Here is an 18,721-nt window from a genome sequence, read left to right as displayed (position 1 = left end):
CCAGCCAGCGTCCAGAGCGCGAAATCAGGATTCGGTGGGAGCAGGGCGCTTCGCTGAAGCAGCGGACTTTGTCCGCTCAACGCGGGCATGACCCGCTCCTGCAGACTTGGCCTTGCGCTCGCGCATCTCGGCCAGCATGCGCTCGGCATTGGCCTGACAGCCCATGCCTTCGGGCTTGTTCTCGATGCCGTCGATCACCGCCAGCAGCCGCTCGCGGTTCTGCCGCAACTGCTGCTCCATCACCTCGATCTCCGCGACCTTGCGGCGCAGGCCGGCGACCAGTTCGCCGTGGCCGTTCTCGATGGGGTTGGAATGCGGCAGCAGGCTGCGGATTTCTTCCAGGCTGAAGCCGGTCTGCTGGGCGCTGCGGATGATTTCCAGCAGGTCGAGGGTTTCCGGCGGGTACGCGCGGTAGCCGTTGGCCAGGCGGCGCGCCGGGGCGATCAGCCCGCTGGCTTCGTAGAAGCGGATGCGCGAGGGGGCGAGGCCGCTGAGGCTGGCCAGTTCACCGATTTTCATGCTGGGCTCCGAAAGGGGCTTGACCTTGAAGTGAACTTTAAACTTAACCTCGCCGCAGCCACAACCACCCGGACAACCACGGAGTCTTGCCATGTCGCCCTTCCAGCCCCTGCGCCTGCCCAACGGCGGCGAAGTCCCCAACCGCATAGCCAAGGCCGCCATGGAAGAAAACATGGCCGACGCCGATCAGGCGCCTTCGGCCGCGCTGCTGCGCCTCTACCAGGCCTGGGCGGACGGCGGCGTCGGCCTGATCCTCAGTGGCAACGTGATGATCGACGGCCGCGCCATGACCGGCCCCGGCGGCGTGGTGCTGGAGAATGATCGGCATCTTGAGCGCTTCCGCGAATGGTCGCGCATCGGCCGCTCCCGTGGCGCGCAGTTCTGGCTGCAGCTCAACCATCCCGGTCGCCAGGTGCAGACCAACCTCGGCCAGGGCGCCATCGCGCCTTCGGTGGTGCCGCTGGAAATGGGCAAGTTCTCCAAACTGTTTGCCGTCGCCCGCGAGATGACCGAAGGCGATATCGCCGAGGTGATCCAGCGTTTCGTCCGCGCCGCCCAGCTTGCCGAGCAGGCCGGTTTCACCGGCGTGCAGATCCACGCGGCGCACGGCTACCTGCTCAGCCAGTTCCTCTCGCCGCTGGCCAACAAGCGCCAGGACCGCTGGGGCGGCTCGCTGGAAAACCGCGCGCGGCTGTTGCTGGAAGTCGTCCGCGCGGTGCGCGCCGAGGTATCGCCTGAATTCTGCGTGGGGGTGAAGATCAACTCCGCCGACTTCCAGCGCGGCGGCTTCGACGCCAGCGACGCGCGCCAGGTGATCGAGTGGCTGAACGACGAGAAGGTCGACCTGGTCGAGCTCTCCGGCGGCAGCTACGAGGCGCCGGCCATGCAGGGCGATGCCCGCGACGGCCGTACCCTGGCGCGGGAAGCCTACTTCCTCGAATTCGCCCGCGAGATGCGTGAAGCGGCGCGCATGCCGCTGATGGTTACCGGCGGCATCCGTCGCCTGCCGGTGGCGGAACAGGTGCTGGACAGCGGGCTGGAGATGGTCGGCATCGGCACTGCCCTGGCGCTGGAGCCGCAATTGGTGCTGCACTGGCAGCGCGGCAGCCAGACCCAGCCGGAGCTGCCGGCGATCCGCTGGCGTTCCAAGCCGCTGGCGGCGCTGGCCTACATGGCGCTGGTCAAGCTGCAGCTGCACCGCATCGGCGCCCGCCGCGCGCCTAACCCCCTGGCTTCGCCGTGGCGCACGCTGGTGATGGAACAGTGGCGCACGCTGCGCCGGGCCAAGCAGTACCGCCGCTGGGCGGCGCGGCAGGCGGGGTGAGCCGCTTCAATGCTCTGCGTAGGATGGCGTGGAGCGAAGCGATACCCATCGATTCCTGTCGCATTGGCAGCATGGGTATCGCCTAGGCTCCACCCATCCTACGGTGGTGTTTTTCCTGGGAGCTCGTGCGAGAGCTCCCACAAACACCCCGAACTTCCAGTCCGTTATGCCTGCTGCCGCGTCGCCGCCAGCACGATCTCGCGGATGCACACGCCTTGCGGCTGGTCGTAGGCATAGCGAATCGCATTGGCCACGTCCTCGGCGCTGAGCACCTTGCCGCCCATCTCACGCTTCCAGTCCTGGTAGCCGCTCTTGATCGCCTCGTCGGTGGTGTGGCTGAGCAGTTCGGTCTCCACCGCGCCGGGGGCGATGGTGACGACGCGGACATTGTGCGCCGCGACTTCCTCGCGCAGGTTCTCGGAGATCGCATGCACCGCGAACTTGGTGCCGACGTAGGCGACGTGGTTGGGGAAAGTCTTGCGACCGGCCACCGAGCTGACGTTGATCAGCGTGCCGCGGTTGCGCTCCAACATGCCCTTGAGCACGGCGTGCACGCCGTTGAGCAGGCCCTTCACGTTGACGTCGAGCATGCGTTCCCACTCGGCCGGGTCCTGCTCGACCATGTTGCCCAGCAGCATCACTCCGGCGTTGTTCACCAGCGCGTCGGCCGGGCCGAAGCGCTTCTCGGCTTCCGCCACGGCAGCCAGCAGCGCCTCGCGGTCGGTCACGTCCACGGCGCGGCACAGCGCGTTGGGCAGCTGCAGCGCCTCCAGACGTTCGATGCGGCGGGCGAGTAGCAGCAGCGGGTGGCCCAGCTGGGAGAAGAGGCGGGCGGTGGCTTCGCCGATACCGGAACTGGCGCCGGTGACGATGATCAGGGGCTTGCTCATGGGGATTCTCCTGCTATCGGAAATCTGGATGGCTGAACGATGCAGTGAAGTATATTGAGCGGTATCCCGCCTGAAAAATGGCTTATTCCTGTGCCTGGTATCGGGTTTGCCTATGGATATCCGACAGTTGGCCGCCTTTGTCGCGGTCTTCGAAGAACGCAACATCACCGTTGCCGCCCAGCGCCTGTTCGTCAGCCAGCCGACGCTGTCGGTGACCATCCGCCAGCTGGAAGAGGCGCTGGGCACCGAGCTGTTCCTGCGCCAGGCGCGCGGGGTGGAGGTCAGCGAGGCGGCTCGTGCGCTGTATCCCCGCGCCCGCGCCTTGCTGGCCGAAGCCGACGGCCTGCGCAACATGTTCCGCCGGGCCTCGGCGCGTCAGCCGTTGCACCTGGGCGTGGAAGGGGATGTCAGCGCCGAGCAGGTCGAGGGCTTCGTCAGCCTGGCGCAGCAGGCCGTGCCCAATCTGCTGCTGCATCTGGAGGAGGGCTGCGTGGGCGATGCGCGACTGGCGGTGGAGGAATTCTGCTGCGAGGACGAACTCTTCGTGCCGGTCTGGGAAGACCCGTACGTGCTGGCGTTGCCGCCGGGCGTGGAGGATGCGCAGAGCAGTGGCTGGATCACCTGCCCGACGCATCCGTCCCATCAGCGCCTGATGACTGCTTATGGCGCCGCGCCGGTGGTCGCGCAGGCCAGCACCCTGAACCTGGCGCTGCGTCTGGTCAGCGCGGGGGTGGGCGCGGCGATCCTGCCGGCATCGCTGCTGAGCGGCGCGCCGGCGGTGCGCAGTGGCTCACTGAGCCTGCCATTGCCGATCCGCCGCATCGGCCTCTGCCATTCCGCCCAGGCGCTGGAGCACCCGGCGGTACGCGGGCTCTACGACTTCCTGCGAGCGGCCTGAGTCAGGCCTGCGCCTTCTGTGCGGCAGGCGCGCGCAAGGACAGCAGCAAGACCAGCGAGGCAGCGACGATCTGCAGGCTGGCATAGCCGTTGGTGGTGGCGATCAGGCCGTAATGCTGGATCGCCAGCCCGGCAAGGATCGCCGGCACGCTGAAGGCCAGGTAGCTGAGCACATAGAAACTCGCCATCAGCGCCCCGCGTTCATGAGCGTGGGCCAGCGGCACCACCGAGCGCAGCGCGCCGAGGAAGGCGCCGCCGAAGCCGAGCCCGGCCACTGCGGTGCCGAGGAAGAACAGCCAGAGGTTGGCGCTGTCCACGCCGAGCAGGGTGATCAGCAGGCCGATGATCAGCGCCAGGCCGCCACGGCGCAGGATCACCGCTGCCGCCTGATTGCGCAGGGCGAAGATCGCCAGCGCACCGCACAGGCACAGCAGCGACACCAGCCCGCCACCGATCATCGGCACCTGCAGGCCGGTGACCTGCCGCGCCAGCGTCGGCCCCAGCGACAGGTAGAAACCGCCCAGCGCCCAGAGGCTGGCGTTCAGCGGCGCCACGCTCCAGAACGCGCGACGTGCCTGCGGCGGAATACGGATGCGCGGCTTCAGCGAGGCCAGCGCTCCCGGTTGGCGGCCGATGCTTTCCGGCAACCAGCGCAGCAGCACGATGCCCAGGGCGAACACCGCCAGCAGCCAGACGTAGACCTCATGCAGCGGATCGGAGCCGAACTGCACCAGCGTACTGCTGCCCAGTGCGCCCATGGCCATGCCAAGCATGGGCGCGACGCTGTTGATCAGTGGGCCGCGCTCGCGGTCGATATCCAGCATCGCCGCGCCCAGCACACTGGTGGCGATGCCGGTGGCGAAGCCCTGCAGCAGGCGCGCGAGGATCAGCAGCTCCACCGAGTTGGCGTAGAGGAATACCGCCATCGCCAGCAATTCGAAGATCAGTGCGGCGCGGATCACCGGGCGCCGGCCGAGGTGGTCGGACAGCGAGCCGAACACCAGCAGCGCCAGCATCAGGCCGCCGGCGTAGATGCTGAACACCAGGGTCAGCAGGGCCGGGGAGAAATGCCAGGACTCGCGGTACAGCGCATACAGCGGCGTGGGTGCGGCAGCGGCGGCGAGGAAGGCCATGAGGATGGCGGTCAGCAGCCAGGCCGAAGCTCGGGGTGAGAAGCCGGACGCGCTTTTCGATTGGGTGTGTGCCATGATTCAGCTCGCAAAGGCTAAGATTTTGCTTTTGCGAGATGCTGGACCCGTTTTTGGATAAAAGCAAATTCTTTGCTTTAAGGTGCTTATGGCAATCAATCAGGGTGTTCGACCGGGCGGCCGCAGCGCGCGGGTGCAGGCCTCGGTGCACAAGGCCGTGGCAGAGCTGCTGGAGGAGCGCGACCGCTCGGAACTGACGGTGCCGCTGATCGCTGCGCGCTCCGGCGTCACGCCGTCGACCATCTACCGGCGCTGGGGTGACCTGAGCGAACTGCTCGGCGACGTCGCCCTGCAGCGCATCCGCCCCGACGCTGAGCCGGCAGACACTGGCAGCCTGCGCGGCGACCTGCTGGCCTGGGGCGAGCAGTACATGGAGGAAACCGCCTCGGTGCCCGGCCGCGCCGTGGTGCTCGACCTGCTCGCGGCCGGCGGCGGTTCTTCGGGACGCTGCATGGCGATCGCCTGCGGCCAGTTCGACATCATCCTGCTGCGCGCCAGGGTGCGCGGTGAAAAACTGCCGGAGCTGGACCGCATCGTCGACCGGCTGATGGCGCCGCTGGTCTATCGCATCCTGTTCTCCGGCGAGGAACTGGAAGTGGCCTATGTCGAGCGCCTGGTCGATCTGACGCTGGAGGGGTTGTAGCGGATTCGCGGGCAGGCTCCGTACCTGCCATGGACGTATGCGTAGGATGGCGTGGAGCGAAGCGATACCCATCACTCCCGGCACCGTCAGCATGGGTATCGCCTAGGCTCCACCCATCCTACGTTTTTGCGGCACAGTTCAGCGCCAATCTTTAGGAGCAGGCCATGCCCGCGATCGCGCGCATGGCGCGCTCTTACAACTGCGCGCTCCGCACTGCATCTGCCCATGCCTGCAGGGCTTCACAGGCTGCGACGGCAATCTCCTCGTCACTGCGCCCGGCAAATACCCGCTCCAGCGCGTCCGCCGCGATCAGCCCGGCAACGGTTGGCGTGCCCACTGCTTCGGTGAGATCCAGCCACTCGCCGAAGCTGGCTGGCGTGTCGTACCAGCGCAGGTAACCCGAGAGCGACACCGGCCACCAGCGCTCGTCGAACTGCAGCACGACCTTTTCCAGTTGCCCCATGCCCAGGTGCGCCAGCGCGTCCTGCTGGGCCGCCGGCAGGGGCGGGGTGAAGCGGATATCGCGCAATGCACCGACAGGGACGGAGCAGACGCAGAAATCGACGATTTCGCCACCCGCCCGCACCTGCTCGCCGGACCAGTCGATGGCCGTCACCGGCTGGTTCAGGCGGATATCCAGCCCATCGGCGAGATGCGCGGCCAGCTGTGAATAACCCTGCGGCAGGAAGCGGTCGCCGGCGCCGACGCCTTCTTCGTCGAGCGCGTCGACCGACAGCGAATCCAGCGGCAGGCAGGCCTCCAGGATCAGGTTGGCGTCCAGGGCGAAACGAGTGGCGCGGCGGGTCGGCTCGTCGCGATCTTCGAGGTAGCGCGCGACGCCTTCGGCCAGTGGCAGGCTGCGGTCGATCCCGGCGCGCAGGGCTTCCCAGGCCGCATCGATGTCGGGCACCGGGCCATCTGCCGCCGCAGCCAGGGGCCGCCCGAAATCGGTTTCCCGCAACGGCAGGCCGAGGTGCTGGGCGTAGGCGGCCAGCAGGTTGTCGTCGAAGTGCTGCAGCCAGGCGGCGCCTTCGTCCACTCGTACCGGCCCGAGGGAAATGCTGTGGACGCGGCCGCCGATGCGCTCGCGGGCCTCCAGCACCACGCAGTCGATCCCGGCTTCGCGCAGTCGTCGTGCGGCGGCAATCCCGGCGAAGCCCGCGCCGATCACCAGTACCCGGCGGGCGCCGCTTTCGATGGCCGCTTCGGCCGCGCGCAGGCCGTCGTTCCAGGCGCCATGGGTCATGGCCGGCGCGACGGGATTGCAGGCCTCGCCGGCCAGCACCAGCTTGCCGCCCAGCACTTCGCCCAACCGGCGCCGATGCTCCGGCGTCGCACCGGGCAGCAGGGTGCTGTAGGCGCCACGGCTGAACGGATCGTCGCTCCAGTGGGTGACGTGGAAGGCGGTGGGGCGGTGGTGAAGGCTGTCCATGTCGTGCTCGCTCGGTGAAAGAGCGACGACCTTAGAAGTCTGGCGGTAATCACTGCAAGAGGCAGACATGGGCAATCCGCCCGGTGATCTGTACTGGTTTTAGCCTTGCCACGAGCAGGGTCTCAGTCTCTGCCGAAGCTGCAGCGAAACACCAACGTAGGATGGCGTAGAGCGAAGCGATACCCATCACTCCCGGCACCGGCAGCATGGGTATCGCCTAGGCTCCACCCATCCTGCGGGTTAGCGTCAAGCCGAGGGGCTGTCAGGCGCGGCTCAGGCGGATCACTGTCCGTGCGACCGACACCCCGGTGAACAGCACCACGAACAGCCGCAGCGTCTGCATCGCCAGCACCAGGCCGACGTCGGAGTGGGTGTCCACCGCGATGATCGCCATGGCGTCCAGGCCACCGGGGCTGGTGGCGAGGTAGAGGGAGAGGAAGTCCATCCCGGTGATGGCCGCCAGCACCCAGGCGAACAGCGCGCAGCTGGCGATCAGGGCCATTGCGCTGACCAGCATGGCCGGCAGGTGGCGGCCGACGTAGGCGAGGCTTTCGCGGTCGAAGCGCAGGCCGATGTAGCAGCCGATCACCCCGTAGGCGCTGGCCAGCAACCAGTGCGGCAGGGTGATGTGCAGCACGCCGGTGAGTTGCAGCACGGCGCCGGCCACCAGCGGCACCAGCAGCGGGCCGGCCGGCAGCCTGGCGCCGGCGGTGGTGCAGACGAAGATCAGCAGCAGGCAGTTGATCAGGTCGGGCAGGGTGGCGGTGTCGACGATCGGCGTGCTGTGCGCCGCCGAGCCGCCGCCTTCGATGCCCAGCAGGCGGCCGACCAGAGCGCCGGCCATGACCACGCAGACCACCCGCACGTATTGCATGGTGGCGACCACGCGCGGGTCGGCGCCGTTGGCTTCGGCCATCGACACCATGGCTGCCGCGCCGCCCGGTGCGGTGCCCCAGGCCGCGGTGCTGCCGGGGATGCCGCCGAAGCGCACCATGGCGTAGCTGACCACAGCCGAGAGCAGCAGAGTGAGCAGGGTGGCGCTGAGCATCAGCGGCCAGGAAGCGACCATTGCCTGCAGCACCGACCAGCTCATGGCGTGGGCGACCAGCAGGCCGATACAGCCCTGGCTCAGGCGGAAGGCCTGGCGCGGCAGGCGGATTTCCGCACCGCTGACGCCAAAGGCGATGGCCACCAGCATGGGGCCGAGAAACAAGGCGGCGGGGATGCCGAGCCAGGTCAGCAGTTGCCCGGCGCCTCCGGCTCCGAGCGCCAGGGCCAGCCATTGCAGACTGACGGGGATACGGGCGACGGGCAGGGCAGGGCGGCTGGACACGGACGGCTCCGGGCGGGGAAGACGTCGGAATTATCGGTAGCCGGATCAATCAAGTCTATTTTCTAATAGTCATGAATCCATTCCTGAAATTTATCGGTTGGCCGCCATGGACCTGCGCGATCTCGCCTACTTCGAAACCATTGCCGAACTCGGCCACCTGGGTCGCGCCGCCGAGCGCCTGGGGCGCAGCCAGCCGGCGCTGACCAAGAGCATCCAGCGCCTGGAAGAGTCTCTCGGCGCGCGGTTGTTCCAGCGCGATGGCCGACGCATCCGCCTGACGCCAGCCGGCGAACTCATGCTGCAACGCGCCCGGCAGTTGCGTCAGGACATCGAGGAAACCCGTCGCGAGGTGCGCGACTTTGCCAGCGGCGTGGTGGGCAATATCCGCCTCGGCTGCGCCGCGACCATGGCCGAGTACCTTTTGCCACGCCTGACCGAGGACCTGTTGGCGCGCGCGCCGGACGTCACCATGAGCCTGGTGCTGGGGCAGGACGACGTGCTGCGCGAGGCGCTGCGCAGCGGGCGGCTGGACATGGCGATCTGCTCGAGGATCGTCGACGACCCGCAGCTGAGCAGCGAGCCGCTGTTGCAGGATCAGGTGGTGGTGGTCGCCAGCCGTGACCATCCGATCTTCGACGGCCCCGTCGCCATGGCCGACCTGTGTCGGTATCGGTGGGTGTTGCCGGCTACCGGCGTGTCGTCGCGGCGCTGGATGGATTCCACCTTCCAGGCCCACCAGCTGCCCATGCCGCAGGTGCAGATCGAGACCAACGCGATTCCCATGCTGCCCAACCTGATCGCCCGCACCCGCTTGCTCAGCTTCATCGCCCGCGAGGCGCTGGCCGGCGGGCACGGAATGGACCAGTTGCGTGAGGTGGAGCTGGCCGAGACCACGCTGACGCGGACCATCGGTCTGGCGGTGCGCGAGGGCGCCTACCTGTCGCCCGCTGCGCAGTTGCTGCGCGGCATGTTGCGCGAGCATGCGCAGCGGTTTGGCGCGGGGCTGTAGCTGCCGGCTGAGCACCCTGTAGGAGCGGCTTCGTAGGGCGAATAACGCGCCAGCGTTATCCGCCCTACGATCACACTGAGTGTTCAACGGCTGGGCACTTCGCCCACCACAGTCGTGCGGTACATCTCCCGGCGCATGCCGTGGTAGTCCGACACCGGGTAGTGCCAGGTACTGCGGTTGTCCCAGATCGCCAGGGTGCCCGCGCTCCAGCGCATGCGGCAGGTGAAGGCCGGCTGCGTAGCGATGCTGAACAGGTAATCCAGCAGCGGCTGCGACTCCGCCGGGCGCATGCCCTTGATGCCGCTGGTGTAGGCCGGGTTGATGTAGAGGATCTTCTTGCCGGTCTCCGGGTGCCGGGTCACCAGCGGATGTGAGCGCACCTCGCCCTCGTGGCTGCCATAGCGCACCGCCATGTTTTCCATCAGGTCGTTGTGCTTGGCCTCGGCGCCGTAGGCACGCTCGGGGCTGTGGATGGCGTCGAGGGTTTCCAGCTGCGCGCGCAGTTTCGGCGACAGCCATTCGTAGGCCAGCGCCAGGTTGGCGTAGAGGGTGTCGCCGCCAAACGGTGGAATGTCGTGGCCGTAGAGCAGGGTGAACGCCGGGGGGCGCTCCTGGAAGGACCAGTCGCTGTGCCAGGCGCCGCCGAACACCACCGGGGTCTTCTCGTTGGCCTCCTTCACCACCCGCACCACGTGCGGGTGATCGTCCATGCCGACCACATAGGGCTCGCGGCCGAACTCGCCAAAGCGCAGGGTTACGGCTTCGAGGTTCTCCACGCTGAGGTTCTGCCCGCGGATGAACAGCACCTTGTGCGCCAGCAGCGCCTGGCGCAGCTCGGCGTAGCCTTCCTCGCCCAGGGTGGTGAGGTCGAGGTCGCTGACATCCGCGCCGATCGCGCCGGTGGCGGGGACGATGCGGAAGTGGCGGTAGTCGGCCGCGCGGTTCTGGCTCGGCAGCGCGTAGAAGAACTCGAACATGGGGAAGCCTCTTGTGAGTGTTATTGGCATCTCCAGCATGGCCAGCGCTGGCGCTTTCTTCCATGATGAAGTCCGCCAAAAAATGATGATTCCCGCCACGGCGTACTTTGCCGCCACAGGAGCCCGCGATGGACTGGCGCCAGACCCGCGAGATCACCGGAGTGCGTTACCTGCTCGACAGCGCCCGCGACGAGGGTCTGGGCGCGGACGATTGCCTGGTGGGCAGCGCGATCTCATCGGCTGACCTGCAGGCGCGGGCCGGACGTATCCAGGCCTGGCAGGAGCTGGCGGTGATCCGCAACCTGTTGCAGCGCGTCGGGCGGCCCGGTCTGGGGCTGGCGACCGGGCGGCACTACCACCTCACCTCGCTGGGCCTGCTGGGCTTCACCATGCTTGCCAGCCGCACGTTGCAGGAAGCCTTCGAAACTTTCGGGCGCTTCCAGAGCCTGGCGCTGACGCTCTGCCCGGTGAGCAGCGAAGTGGAGACGCGGGGATTGTGGCTGGTGTTCGATGACCGCGTGCTGCCCGAGGATGCCCGTGCTTTCGTGGTGGAGCGCGGCATCGCCGGTTGCTGGCAACTCTCCGGCGAACTGCTGCAGCGGCCGCTGCAACCCCTGGCGATTGAACTGCGCTGCCCGGCACCGGGCGATGCCAGCGCGTTCCGCGAGACCTTCGGCATCGAGCCGGTGTTCTCGGCTCCGCGCAACGCCATGCTCTTCGCCCTGGAGGACCTGCAGGCGCCGTTACCGCAGGCGCAGATCAGCGCGCGCGACAGCGGTGAGCAACTCTGCGAGCGCCTGTGTGGCGAACTGGCGCTGACCCTGGCCGCGACACCTACCGCGCGGCAGGTGCAGCAACTGCTGCTGCGCGACTCCGCCAGCCTGCTCGGCGCGGCGGCGGTGGCCGAACGCATGGGCCTTTCCGAACGCACGCTGCAACGGCGTCTGGCCGAGGAAGGGCAAAACCTGCAGGGGCTGAACGACGGCATCAAGCAGCGCCTCGCCGAACGCCTGCTGCGCGAATCGCGGATGGACCTGCAGGGCATAGCCCAGTGCCTGGGCTATGCCGAGGCGGCGAGTTTTTCCCGCGCCTTCCAGCGTTGGACGGGACAGTCGCCCGGTCGTTGGAAACGTCAGTCCGGAACCCTCCCGGCGCACTGAAGTCGAACCGCCCGCGATGCCTCTGCAACGGGCGAAAGCCGCGAGATAGAGCCTTCTGGTGTGGCCGATTGCCATCGGTCGCGGGCTAATTTCGCGTGCTTCCCATCCGTTGCCCTCAAGAGGCGCATCGTCATTTTTCGTGAGGCGCCCAACAAGAAAAGGAGAATCCATGTCCTGTGCAACCTGCCTGCGCGCGTGCCTCGGAAGGCGCGGCGCGACGACCTTCAGCGCACTGCTTTGGCGGACTTGAGCCGCCATCCACTCCTTGCACCGGCACCGCGCGAGCGGCGCGGCCGCGTGCCCCTGGCCGGGCATCCGGCCGTCATCCGAGCATTGAGGGAATCAATGAGCAAGACCTTCCGACTGGCCGCCGTGGCCGGCAGCCTGCTGGCTACCGGACTGCCCGCGCTGGCCTATGGCGCCGAACTCGAGGCGCAGATCCGCTGGACCCGCTATGGCATCCCGCACATCCAGGCCAGGGACGAACTGGGCCTGGGCTACGGCATCGGCTACGCCTACGCCCGCGACAACGCCTGCCTGCTCGCAGAAGAAGTCCTCACCGCGCGGGGCGAGCGTTCGCGCTACTTCGGCGAGGACGGCAAGACTTCTGCCGGCGTCGGCAACCTGCCCTCGGACTTCTTCTACACCTGGCTCAACGACAACGAATCCCTGCGCCGCCTGCGCAGCGCCCAGCCGCAGCCGATCCGCGACCTCCTCGATGGCTACGCCGCCGGCTACAACCGCTGGCTGTGGGACACCCAGGCTGCCGGCACGCAGTGCGCGGGCAAGGCCTGGCTGCGCCCGCTGGAGGCCGACGACCTGCTGCGCCTGACCCGCCGCCTGCTGGTGCAGGCCGGCGCCGGGCAGTTCGCCGAGGCCATGATGGCGGCCACGCCGCCGGGGCAGGCAACTTCCGCTGTCGTCAGTGACGGCGAGGTACTCGCGGCGATGGACCGGCGCGAGAATTTCCACCGTGACCACGGCAGCAACGCCGTCGCCGTGGGCAGCGAGCGCTCGGCGGACGGTAACGGCCTGCTGCTGGCCAACCCGCACTTCCCCTGGTTCGGCGCGCTGCGTTTCTACCAGATGCACCTGACCATTCCCGGCCAGCTCGACGTGATGGGCGCCTCCCTGCCGGGCATGCCGCTGGTGAACATCGGCTTCAGCAAGGACGTGGCCTGGAGCCACACGGTGGACACCTCCAGCCACTTCACCCTGTACCGCCTCGACCTCGATCCGCAGGACCCGCGCAGCTACCGCGTCGATGGCCAGTCGCGGCCGCTAAAGGAGATCACCCTGCGCGTTCGCGTATTGGAGGCCAATGGCCGCGTGGGTACGCGCAGCCACACGCTGTACGAGTCCGAGTACGGCCCGCTGCTCAGCGTGCCAGGCAAGTTCCCCTGGAACGCCAGCGAAGCCTTCGCGGTGCGCGACGCCAATCTGGGCAACGACCGCGTGCTGCAGCAGTGGTACGCCATCGATCACGCGCGCAGCCTGGATGAGCTGCGCGATAGCATCGAGCATGTGCAGGGTATTCCCTGGGTCAACACCCTGGCCACCAACGCCGAGGGCAAGGTGCTCTACCTCAACCAGTCGGTGGTGCCGCACCTGAGCCAGCAGCAACTGGCCGACTGCGCCATCGCCGAGTACCAGAAGCAGGGCCTGCCGGTGCTACAGGGTGGGCGCCGCGCCTGCAACTGGTCGAGCGCGCCGGGCGCCCGTCACGCCGGGCTGACGCCGCCGGAGCAGATGCCGGCGCTGGAGCGCGATGACTTCGTGCAGAACTCCAATGACAGCGCCTGGATGAGCAACCCGGCACAGCCGCTGACTGGGTTCTCGCCGCTGGTGAGCCGCGATTCGGTGCCGGTCAGCGCCCGCGCGCGCTTCGCCCTGGAACGCTTGACGGGCGACGCCAGGATCGGCCCGGACGACCTGCAGAAAATGGTCACCGACAACCGCGTCTATGTGGCCGACATGCTCCTCGACGACCTGCTGCAACTGTGCAAGCCGGCCCCGGCGGGCACCGAGGCGGCGTGCGCGGCGCTGGGTTCGTGGGACCGCCACGTCAACCTCGACAGCAATCCAGGCTTCGCGTACTTCCAGGCCTTCGTCGCGCGCTTCCTGAAGATCGACGGCGGCTGGCGCCTGCCTTTCGATCCCAAGCTGCCGCTGGCCACCCCTTCGGGCATCGCCCTGGACAAGCCGGAAGTCCGCCAGCAGGCGCAGCAGGCGCTGGTTGCCGCCGCGCAGGAGATCGATGGCCGCCGCATCCGCGCCGACGAGAAGTGGGGCGAGCTACAGCTGACCGGCGATGTCGCCAATCCGCTGGGCATCCCCGGCGGCACCGGCAACGAGGGTGTGTACAACGCCATCACCTCGGAGTGGCAGGGCGACCATTACCGCGTGCTCAGCGGCAGTAGCTACATCCAGCTGGTGGACTTCACCGCCGATGGCCCGAAGGCGCGCGGGCTGCTGGCGTTCTCACAGTCCAGCGAGCCCAACTCGCCGCATCACCGTGACCAGACCGAATTGTTCGCTCGGCAGCAGTGGCCGGAGTTGCCATTCACCGAGGAGCAGATCAAGGCCGATCCGGAGTTGAAGGTGATGGAGCTGCGCGAGCAGTAAGGGGAGGGCGCCCCTTGCGGGCGCTGGTCGCGGGCATGGCCTGCTCCTACAGGTAGTCGTGCTTTTGTAGGAGTGGGTCACGTCCGCGAATCCTGTGCGGCCGGGGTCGCTGTCACCAGCCTGACACCGAGCGCCCCTAGTCTGTCGGCAAAGCCCCGACGCGTAGGCCGCCGCCATGCCCCTGACCAATGAATCCGTGATCCGCCGCATCCACCGCGAACTGCTCGACCACAGCGACGAAGAGCTGGAGCTGGAGCTGCTGGAGGATGTGCGCAACCTCGACGAGCTGTTCGACGAGCACGCCGACGTCGACGAGGAAAAGCTCGCCCGCCGTCGCTACTTCAGCGAGCTGTTCCGCCTGCAGGGCGAACTGGTGAAGCTGCAGAGCTGGGTGGTGAAGACCGGCCACAAGGTGGTGATCCTCTTCGAAGGCCGTGATGCGGCGGGCAAGGGCGGCGTGATCAAGCGCATCACCCAGCGCCTCAATCCGCGCGTCTGCCGGGTCGCCGCGCTGCCCGCGCCGAACGACCGCGAGCAGACCCAGTGGTACTTCCAGCGCTACGTCTCGCACCTGCCGGCGGCGGGGGAAATCGTCCTGTTCGACCGCAGTTGGTACAACCGCGCCGGCGTCGAGCGGGTGATGGGCTTCTGCTCGGACGACCAGTACGAGGAGTTCTTCCGCAGCGTGCCGGAGTTCGAGCGCATGCTGGCGCGCTCGGGCATCCAGCTGATCAAGTACTGGTTCTCGATCTCCGACGACGAACAGCACCTGCGCTTCCTCAGTCGCATCCACGACCCGCTCAAGCAGTGGAAGCTCAGCCCCATGGACCTGGAGTCGCGGCGTCGCTGGGAGGCCTACACCAAGGCCAAGGAAATCATGCTTGAGCGCACCCACATCCCCGAGGCGCCCTGGTGGGTGGTGCAGGCCGACGACAAGAAGCGCGCGCGGCTCAACTGCATCAGCCACCTGCTGAAGCTGATTCCCTACGAGGACGTCGAGCACCCGGCGGTGATCCTGCCGCAGCGCCAGCGCCACGAAGACTACTCGCGCACGCCGACGCCGCAGCAGATCGTGGTGCCCGAAGTCTACTGATGCGAGCTCCTGTAGGGCGAACGGGGGCGCCGAGCCCGTGCGCGCGATCGCGGGCATGGCCCGCGCCTACAGGTGAGCACCGGTGTTCCGTCGTGCGCCGGTCAATTGCGCTGAGACACAACCTGTAACATTCCCTGCCGATCATGACCGGGACACCCCCAAGCGGACTCCCAGCATGACCACCGATACCCTGGCCGTTCCCGTCGTCGAAGACCGGCCCCATCTGGAACACAGGCCCGGCCGCATCACCGCCTTCATCTTCTTCGCCGTGCTCGCTGTCGGCCTGCTGTTCTCGGCCTGGAGCCTGGTGCGCGATGTCGACGACGTCACCACCGCGGTCACCACCTGGACGCCGTTCCTGCTGCTCGGGGTCGCCCTGTTCATCGCCCTGGGCTTCGAGTTCGTCAACGGCTTCCACGACACCGCCAACGCGGTGGCCACCGTCATCTATACCCACTCGCTGCCGCCGCACTTCGCGGTGGTCTGGTCGGGCTGCTTCAACTTCCTCGGCGTGCTGCTCTCCAGCGGCGCAGTGGCCTTCGGCATCATCGCCCTGCTGCCGGTGGAACTGATCCTGCAGGTCGGCTCCTCGGCTGGTTTCGCCATGGTCTTCGCCCTGCTGATCGCGGCCATCCTTTGGAACCTCGGCACCTGGTGGCTGGGCCTGCCGGCGTCGTCGTCGCACACGCTGATCGGCTCGATCATCGGCGTCGGCGTGGCCAACGCGCTGATGCACGGCCGCGACGGCACCAGCGGTGTGGACTGGGCGCAGGCGACCAAGGTCGGCTACTCGCTGCTGCTCTCGCCGCTGATCGGCTTCTTCTGCGCCGCGCTGCTGCTGTTGGCGCTGCGCCTGCTGGTGAAGAACCGCGCGCTGTACAAGGCGCCCAAGGGCAAGACGCCGCCGCCGTGGTGGATTCGCGGCCTGCTGATCCTCACCTGCACCGGCGTGTCGTTCGCCCACGGCTCCAACGACGGGCAGAAAGGCATGGGCCTGATCATGCTGATCCTGGTCGGCACCTTGCCGATGGCCTATGCGCTGAACCGCACCATGCCGGCGGACCAGACCGTGCAGTTCGTCGCCATCGCCGAAGTTACCCAGCAGGCGCTGGTCCGTGCCGCGCCGCAGCCGGCCCCGGCCGACCCGCGCGCGGTGCTGTCGGAGTACGTGCGCACCAAGGAAGCCAAGCCCGAACTCATCCCGTCCCTGGCGGCGCTGACCGGTGCCATCGGCGCGGAAGTGAAGGGCTACGGCAGCCTGGCCCGTGTGCCGGCCGAGGCCATGGGCAACGTGCGTAACGACATGTACCTGACCAGCGAGGCGATCCGCCTGATGGACAAGGACAAGGTCGGCAATTTCGACGCGGACACCACCAGCAAGCTGGCCGCATTCAAGGGCAAGATCGACGAGTCGACGCGCTTCATCCCGCTGTGGGTGAAGGTCGCCGTGGCCATCGCTCTCGGCCTGGGCACCATGGTCGGCTGGAAGCGCATCGTGGTGACCGTCGGCGAGAAGATCGGCAAGACCCACCTGACCTACGCCCAGGGCGCCTCGGCGGAGATGGTGGCGATGCTGACCATCGGCGCGGCGGACATGTACGGGTTGCCGGTATCGACGACCCACGTGCTGTCGTCCGGCGTCGCCGGGACCATGGCGGCCAACGGCTCGGGCCTGCAGATGCGCACCATCCGCAACCTGCTGATGGCCTGGGTGTTGACCCTGCCGGCGGCCATCGTGCTCTCGGCGTCGCTGTACTGGCTGTTCACCCATCTGTTCTGACCTTGGGTGATGCAACGAAAACGCCGCTCTCTTGAGCGGCGTTTTCTTTTGGCACGGATTCTCCTTGTAAGAGCGGGCCATTCCCGCGATCGCGCGCATGGCGCGCTCCTACAGTTTTCACTCCTGTGCCCGCTTGAAATATCGAACGCGTGATGCGTATTTTGTACGGGCTCGCGCGCCTCGCGCGGCGTCCTGTGACAGGGACAAAAGAACAAGGATAAGAAGTCATGAGTAACGATCCAGGAATCCCACTCGCCGAGCGTCTGGCCGGAGTGGAAGAGATCGAGTGCGTCACCCCCGACCTCAACGGGGTGCCGCGTGGCAAGGTGATGACCGGCGAGGGCTTTCTCACCGGGCGCCGGCTGCAACTGGCGCGCGGCGTCCTGCTGCAATGCATCATGGGCGGCTACCCGGCCGCGAAGTTCTACGGCAGCGACGACGGCGACCTCGCCCTGATCGCCGAGCCGACCCAGATTCACCGCCTGCCCTGGAGCGACGAACCCCGCGCCTTTGCCATCTGCGATGCGCTGGAGCTCGATGGCAAGCCCTCCGGCCTGTCCACCCGCGGCCTGCTCAAGCAGGTCGTCGCGCGCTACGCCGAACGCGGCTGGAGCCCGGTGGTGGCGACCGAGCTGGAGTTCTTCGTGTTCGCCCCCAACCCCGATCCGCTGGAAGCCTTCCAGGCGCCGGTCGGACTGGACGGTCGCCGCGAGATCGGTCACTCGGCCTTCAGCGTGTCGTCCAACAACGGCCTGCGCCCGTTCTTCCAGGACGTCTACCGCTGCATGGCAGCGGTGGGGCTCGAACGCGACACCTTCATGCACGAGATGGGCACCACCCAGTTCGAGATCAACTTCCTGCATGGCGACCCGGTACTGCTGGCCGACCAGACCTTCCTGTTCAAGCACCTGCTCAAGGAAGTCGCGCTCAAGCACGGGCTGATCGTGGTATGCATGGCCAAGCCGCTGGCGCACACGCCGGGCAGTTCGATGCACATTCACCAGAGCATCGTCGACGGCGAGGGCCGCAATATCTTCAGCGACGCCCAGGGCGAGGCCACGCCGGAGTTCCGCCACTTCATCGGTGGCCTGCAGGCGTGCCTGTCGGACTTCACCCTGCTGTTCGCGCCGAACGTGAACTCCTTCCAGCGCCTGTGCCACCCGTACGCTTCGCCGAACAACGCGTGCTGGTCCCATGACAACCGCGCTGCCGGCCTGCGCATTCCGGCCAGCGCGCCGGTGGCCCGTCGCGTGGAGAACCGCCTGCCCGGTGCCGACGCCAACCCCTACCTGGCCATCGCCGCGAGCCTGGCTGCCGGTCTGCACGGCATCGAGCGCGCACTGGAGCCCACCGCGCCGATCCAGGGTGAGTTCGAGGTGCCGCCGGAGTTGCTGCTGCCCTGCACGATGTACGACGCACTGCAGCGCCTGCAGCGTAGCGAGCTGGCCCGCGAGGTGTTCGGCAACGAGTTCATCGACGGCTACAGCGCGACCAAGTCCATGGAGCTGACCAGCTTCTTCGACGAAATCACCCCGTGGGAGCGCCGCGTTCTCGCAGCGCAAGCCTGAGGCGCATGATCTGATTTGAAGTCGCTGACACAGCTGCGCCGAAACCCGGTGCAGCTGTGATCGGCAGCCATCTTCTGGCGATCTTCAGGCCATCCTCGTTCATCCCGCCGACATCCTTCGAAACGCCCCGCATGACCGTGCGCGACACGCGCTATTCCGGGCCCGGCAGCCCTCTCGACGCGCCGATTGGCAAGCTCTAAGGTGTGTGCGCAAGTCCCGCTTTCCGCTGCCCGGACGTTGTGCCGGGGTTGTCCTGGACCAGG

15 protein-coding genes are annotated in these 18,721 nt (G+C 67.5%); 9 read left to right on the top strand and 6 right to left on the bottom strand.

Features of this window, described 5'->3' with window-relative positions:
- Positions 1–24: 24 nt before the first annotated feature.
- On the bottom strand, positions 25–519 hold the full coding sequence (locus IB275_RS21765) for a MerR family transcriptional regulator (protein ID WP_192291069.1): 495 nt from the start codon (positions 517–519) through the stop codon (positions 25–27).
- 91 nt (positions 520–610) lie between these two features.
- On the opposite strand from IB275_RS21765, the gene IB275_RS21760 reads away from it, so the two are divergent.
- Positions 611–1,843, top strand: a complete 1,233-nt coding sequence (locus IB275_RS21760; protein WP_192291067.1) for an NADH:flavin oxidoreductase/NADH oxidase family protein — start codon at positions 611–613, stop codon at positions 1,841–1,843.
- Positions 1,844–2,007: 164 nt separating this feature from the next.
- Here IB275_RS21760 and IB275_RS21755 read toward each other — a convergent pair whose 3' ends face one another.
- Positions 2,008–2,733: an SDR family oxidoreductase gene (locus IB275_RS21755; RefSeq protein WP_192291065.1), complete on the bottom strand. Its 726-nt coding sequence runs from the start codon at positions 2,731–2,733 to the stop codon at positions 2,008–2,010.
- 112 nt (positions 2,734–2,845) lie between these two features.
- Between IB275_RS21755 and IB275_RS21750 the strand changes: the two genes are divergently transcribed.
- Entirely contained in the window at positions 2,846–3,631 is a 786-nt protein-coding gene (locus IB275_RS21750; protein ID WP_192291063.1) for a LysR family transcriptional regulator, read from the top strand.
- 1 nt (position 3,632) lies between these two features.
- Here the strand turns inward: IB275_RS21750 and IB275_RS21745 are convergent, their stop codons facing one another.
- The gene (locus IB275_RS21745) at positions 3,633–4,838 is read right to left on the bottom strand and encodes an MFS transporter (protein ID WP_225607673.1); all 1,206 of its coding nucleotides are present in this window, start codon (positions 4,836–4,838) and stop codon (positions 3,633–3,635) included.
- Positions 4,839–4,926: 88 nt separating this feature from the next.
- Between IB275_RS21745 and IB275_RS21740 the strand changes: the two genes are divergently transcribed.
- A complete protein-coding gene (locus tag IB275_RS21740) occupies positions 4,927–5,481 on the top strand; it encodes a TetR/AcrR family transcriptional regulator (protein ID WP_192291061.1) in 555 nt (184 codons plus the stop codon).
- A gap of 193 nt (positions 5,482–5,674) precedes the next feature.
- Here the strand turns inward: IB275_RS21740 and IB275_RS21735 are convergent, their stop codons facing one another.
- Positions 5,675–6,913 (bottom strand): flavin monoamine oxidase family protein, encoded by a 1,239-nt coding sequence (locus IB275_RS21735; protein WP_192291059.1) that lies wholly within the window; start codon positions 6,911–6,913, stop codon positions 5,675–5,677.
- 262 nt (positions 6,914–7,175) lie between these two features.
- The gene (locus IB275_RS21730; protein WP_192291057.1) at positions 7,176–8,246 is read right to left on the bottom strand and encodes an AbrB family transcriptional regulator; all 1,071 of its coding nucleotides are present in this window, start codon (positions 8,244–8,246) and stop codon (positions 7,176–7,178) included.
- 106 nt (positions 8,247–8,352) lie between these two features.
- Here IB275_RS21730 and IB275_RS21725 point away from each other — a divergent pair, with 106 nt between their 5' ends.
- On the top strand, positions 8,353–9,255 hold the full coding sequence (locus IB275_RS21725; protein WP_192291055.1) for a LysR family transcriptional regulator: 903 nt from the start codon (positions 8,353–8,355) through the stop codon (positions 9,253–9,255).
- 83 nt (positions 9,256–9,338) lie between these two features.
- Here the strand turns inward: IB275_RS21725 and IB275_RS21720 are convergent, their stop codons facing one another.
- Positions 9,339–10,232, bottom strand: a complete 894-nt coding sequence (locus IB275_RS21720) for a TauD/TfdA dioxygenase family protein (RefSeq protein WP_192291053.1) — start codon at positions 10,230–10,232, stop codon at positions 9,339–9,341.
- Between the two features lie 128 nt (positions 10,233–10,360).
- Here IB275_RS21720 and IB275_RS21715 point away from each other — a divergent pair, with 128 nt between their 5' ends.
- From IB275_RS21715 to IB275_RS21695, 5 genes are all read left to right on the top strand, one after another.
- On the top strand, positions 10,361–11,392 hold the full coding sequence (locus tag IB275_RS21715) for an AraC family transcriptional regulator (protein WP_192291051.1): 1,032 nt from the start codon (positions 10,361–10,363) through the stop codon (positions 11,390–11,392).
- 345 nt (positions 11,393–11,737) lie between these two features.
- Complete coding sequence (pvdQ, locus tag IB275_RS21710) at positions 11,738–14,017, top strand: bifunctional acylase PvdQ (protein WP_192291049.1); 2,280 nt, start codon at positions 11,738–11,740, stop codon at positions 14,015–14,017.
- A gap of 175 nt (positions 14,018–14,192) precedes the next feature.
- Complete coding sequence (ppk2, locus tag IB275_RS21705; RefSeq protein WP_192291047.1) at positions 14,193–15,110, top strand: polyphosphate kinase 2; 918 nt, start codon at positions 14,193–14,195, stop codon at positions 15,108–15,110.
- Between the two features lie 175 nt (positions 15,111–15,285).
- Entirely contained in the window at positions 15,286–16,890 is a 1,605-nt protein-coding gene (locus IB275_RS21700) for an inorganic phosphate transporter (protein ID WP_192291045.1), read from the top strand.
- Positions 16,891–17,219: 329 nt separating this feature from the next.
- Positions 17,220–18,458 carry a glutamine synthetase family protein gene (locus IB275_RS21695; RefSeq protein ID WP_192292480.1) on the top strand — a complete coding sequence of 413 codons (1,239 nt, stop codon included), beginning with the start codon at positions 17,220–17,222 and terminating at the stop codon, positions 18,456–18,458.
- The last annotated feature ends 263 nt before the right edge of the window (positions 18,459–18,721 follow it).

Source organism: Pseudomonas sp. PDM21 (assembly GCF_014852505.2).
Lineage (GTDB): Bacteria > Pseudomonadota > Gammaproteobacteria > Pseudomonadales > Pseudomonadaceae > Pseudomonas.
The sequence above is the reverse complement of the archived record's forward strand: the minus strand, read 5'-3'. Positions and strand labels throughout refer to the sequence as shown.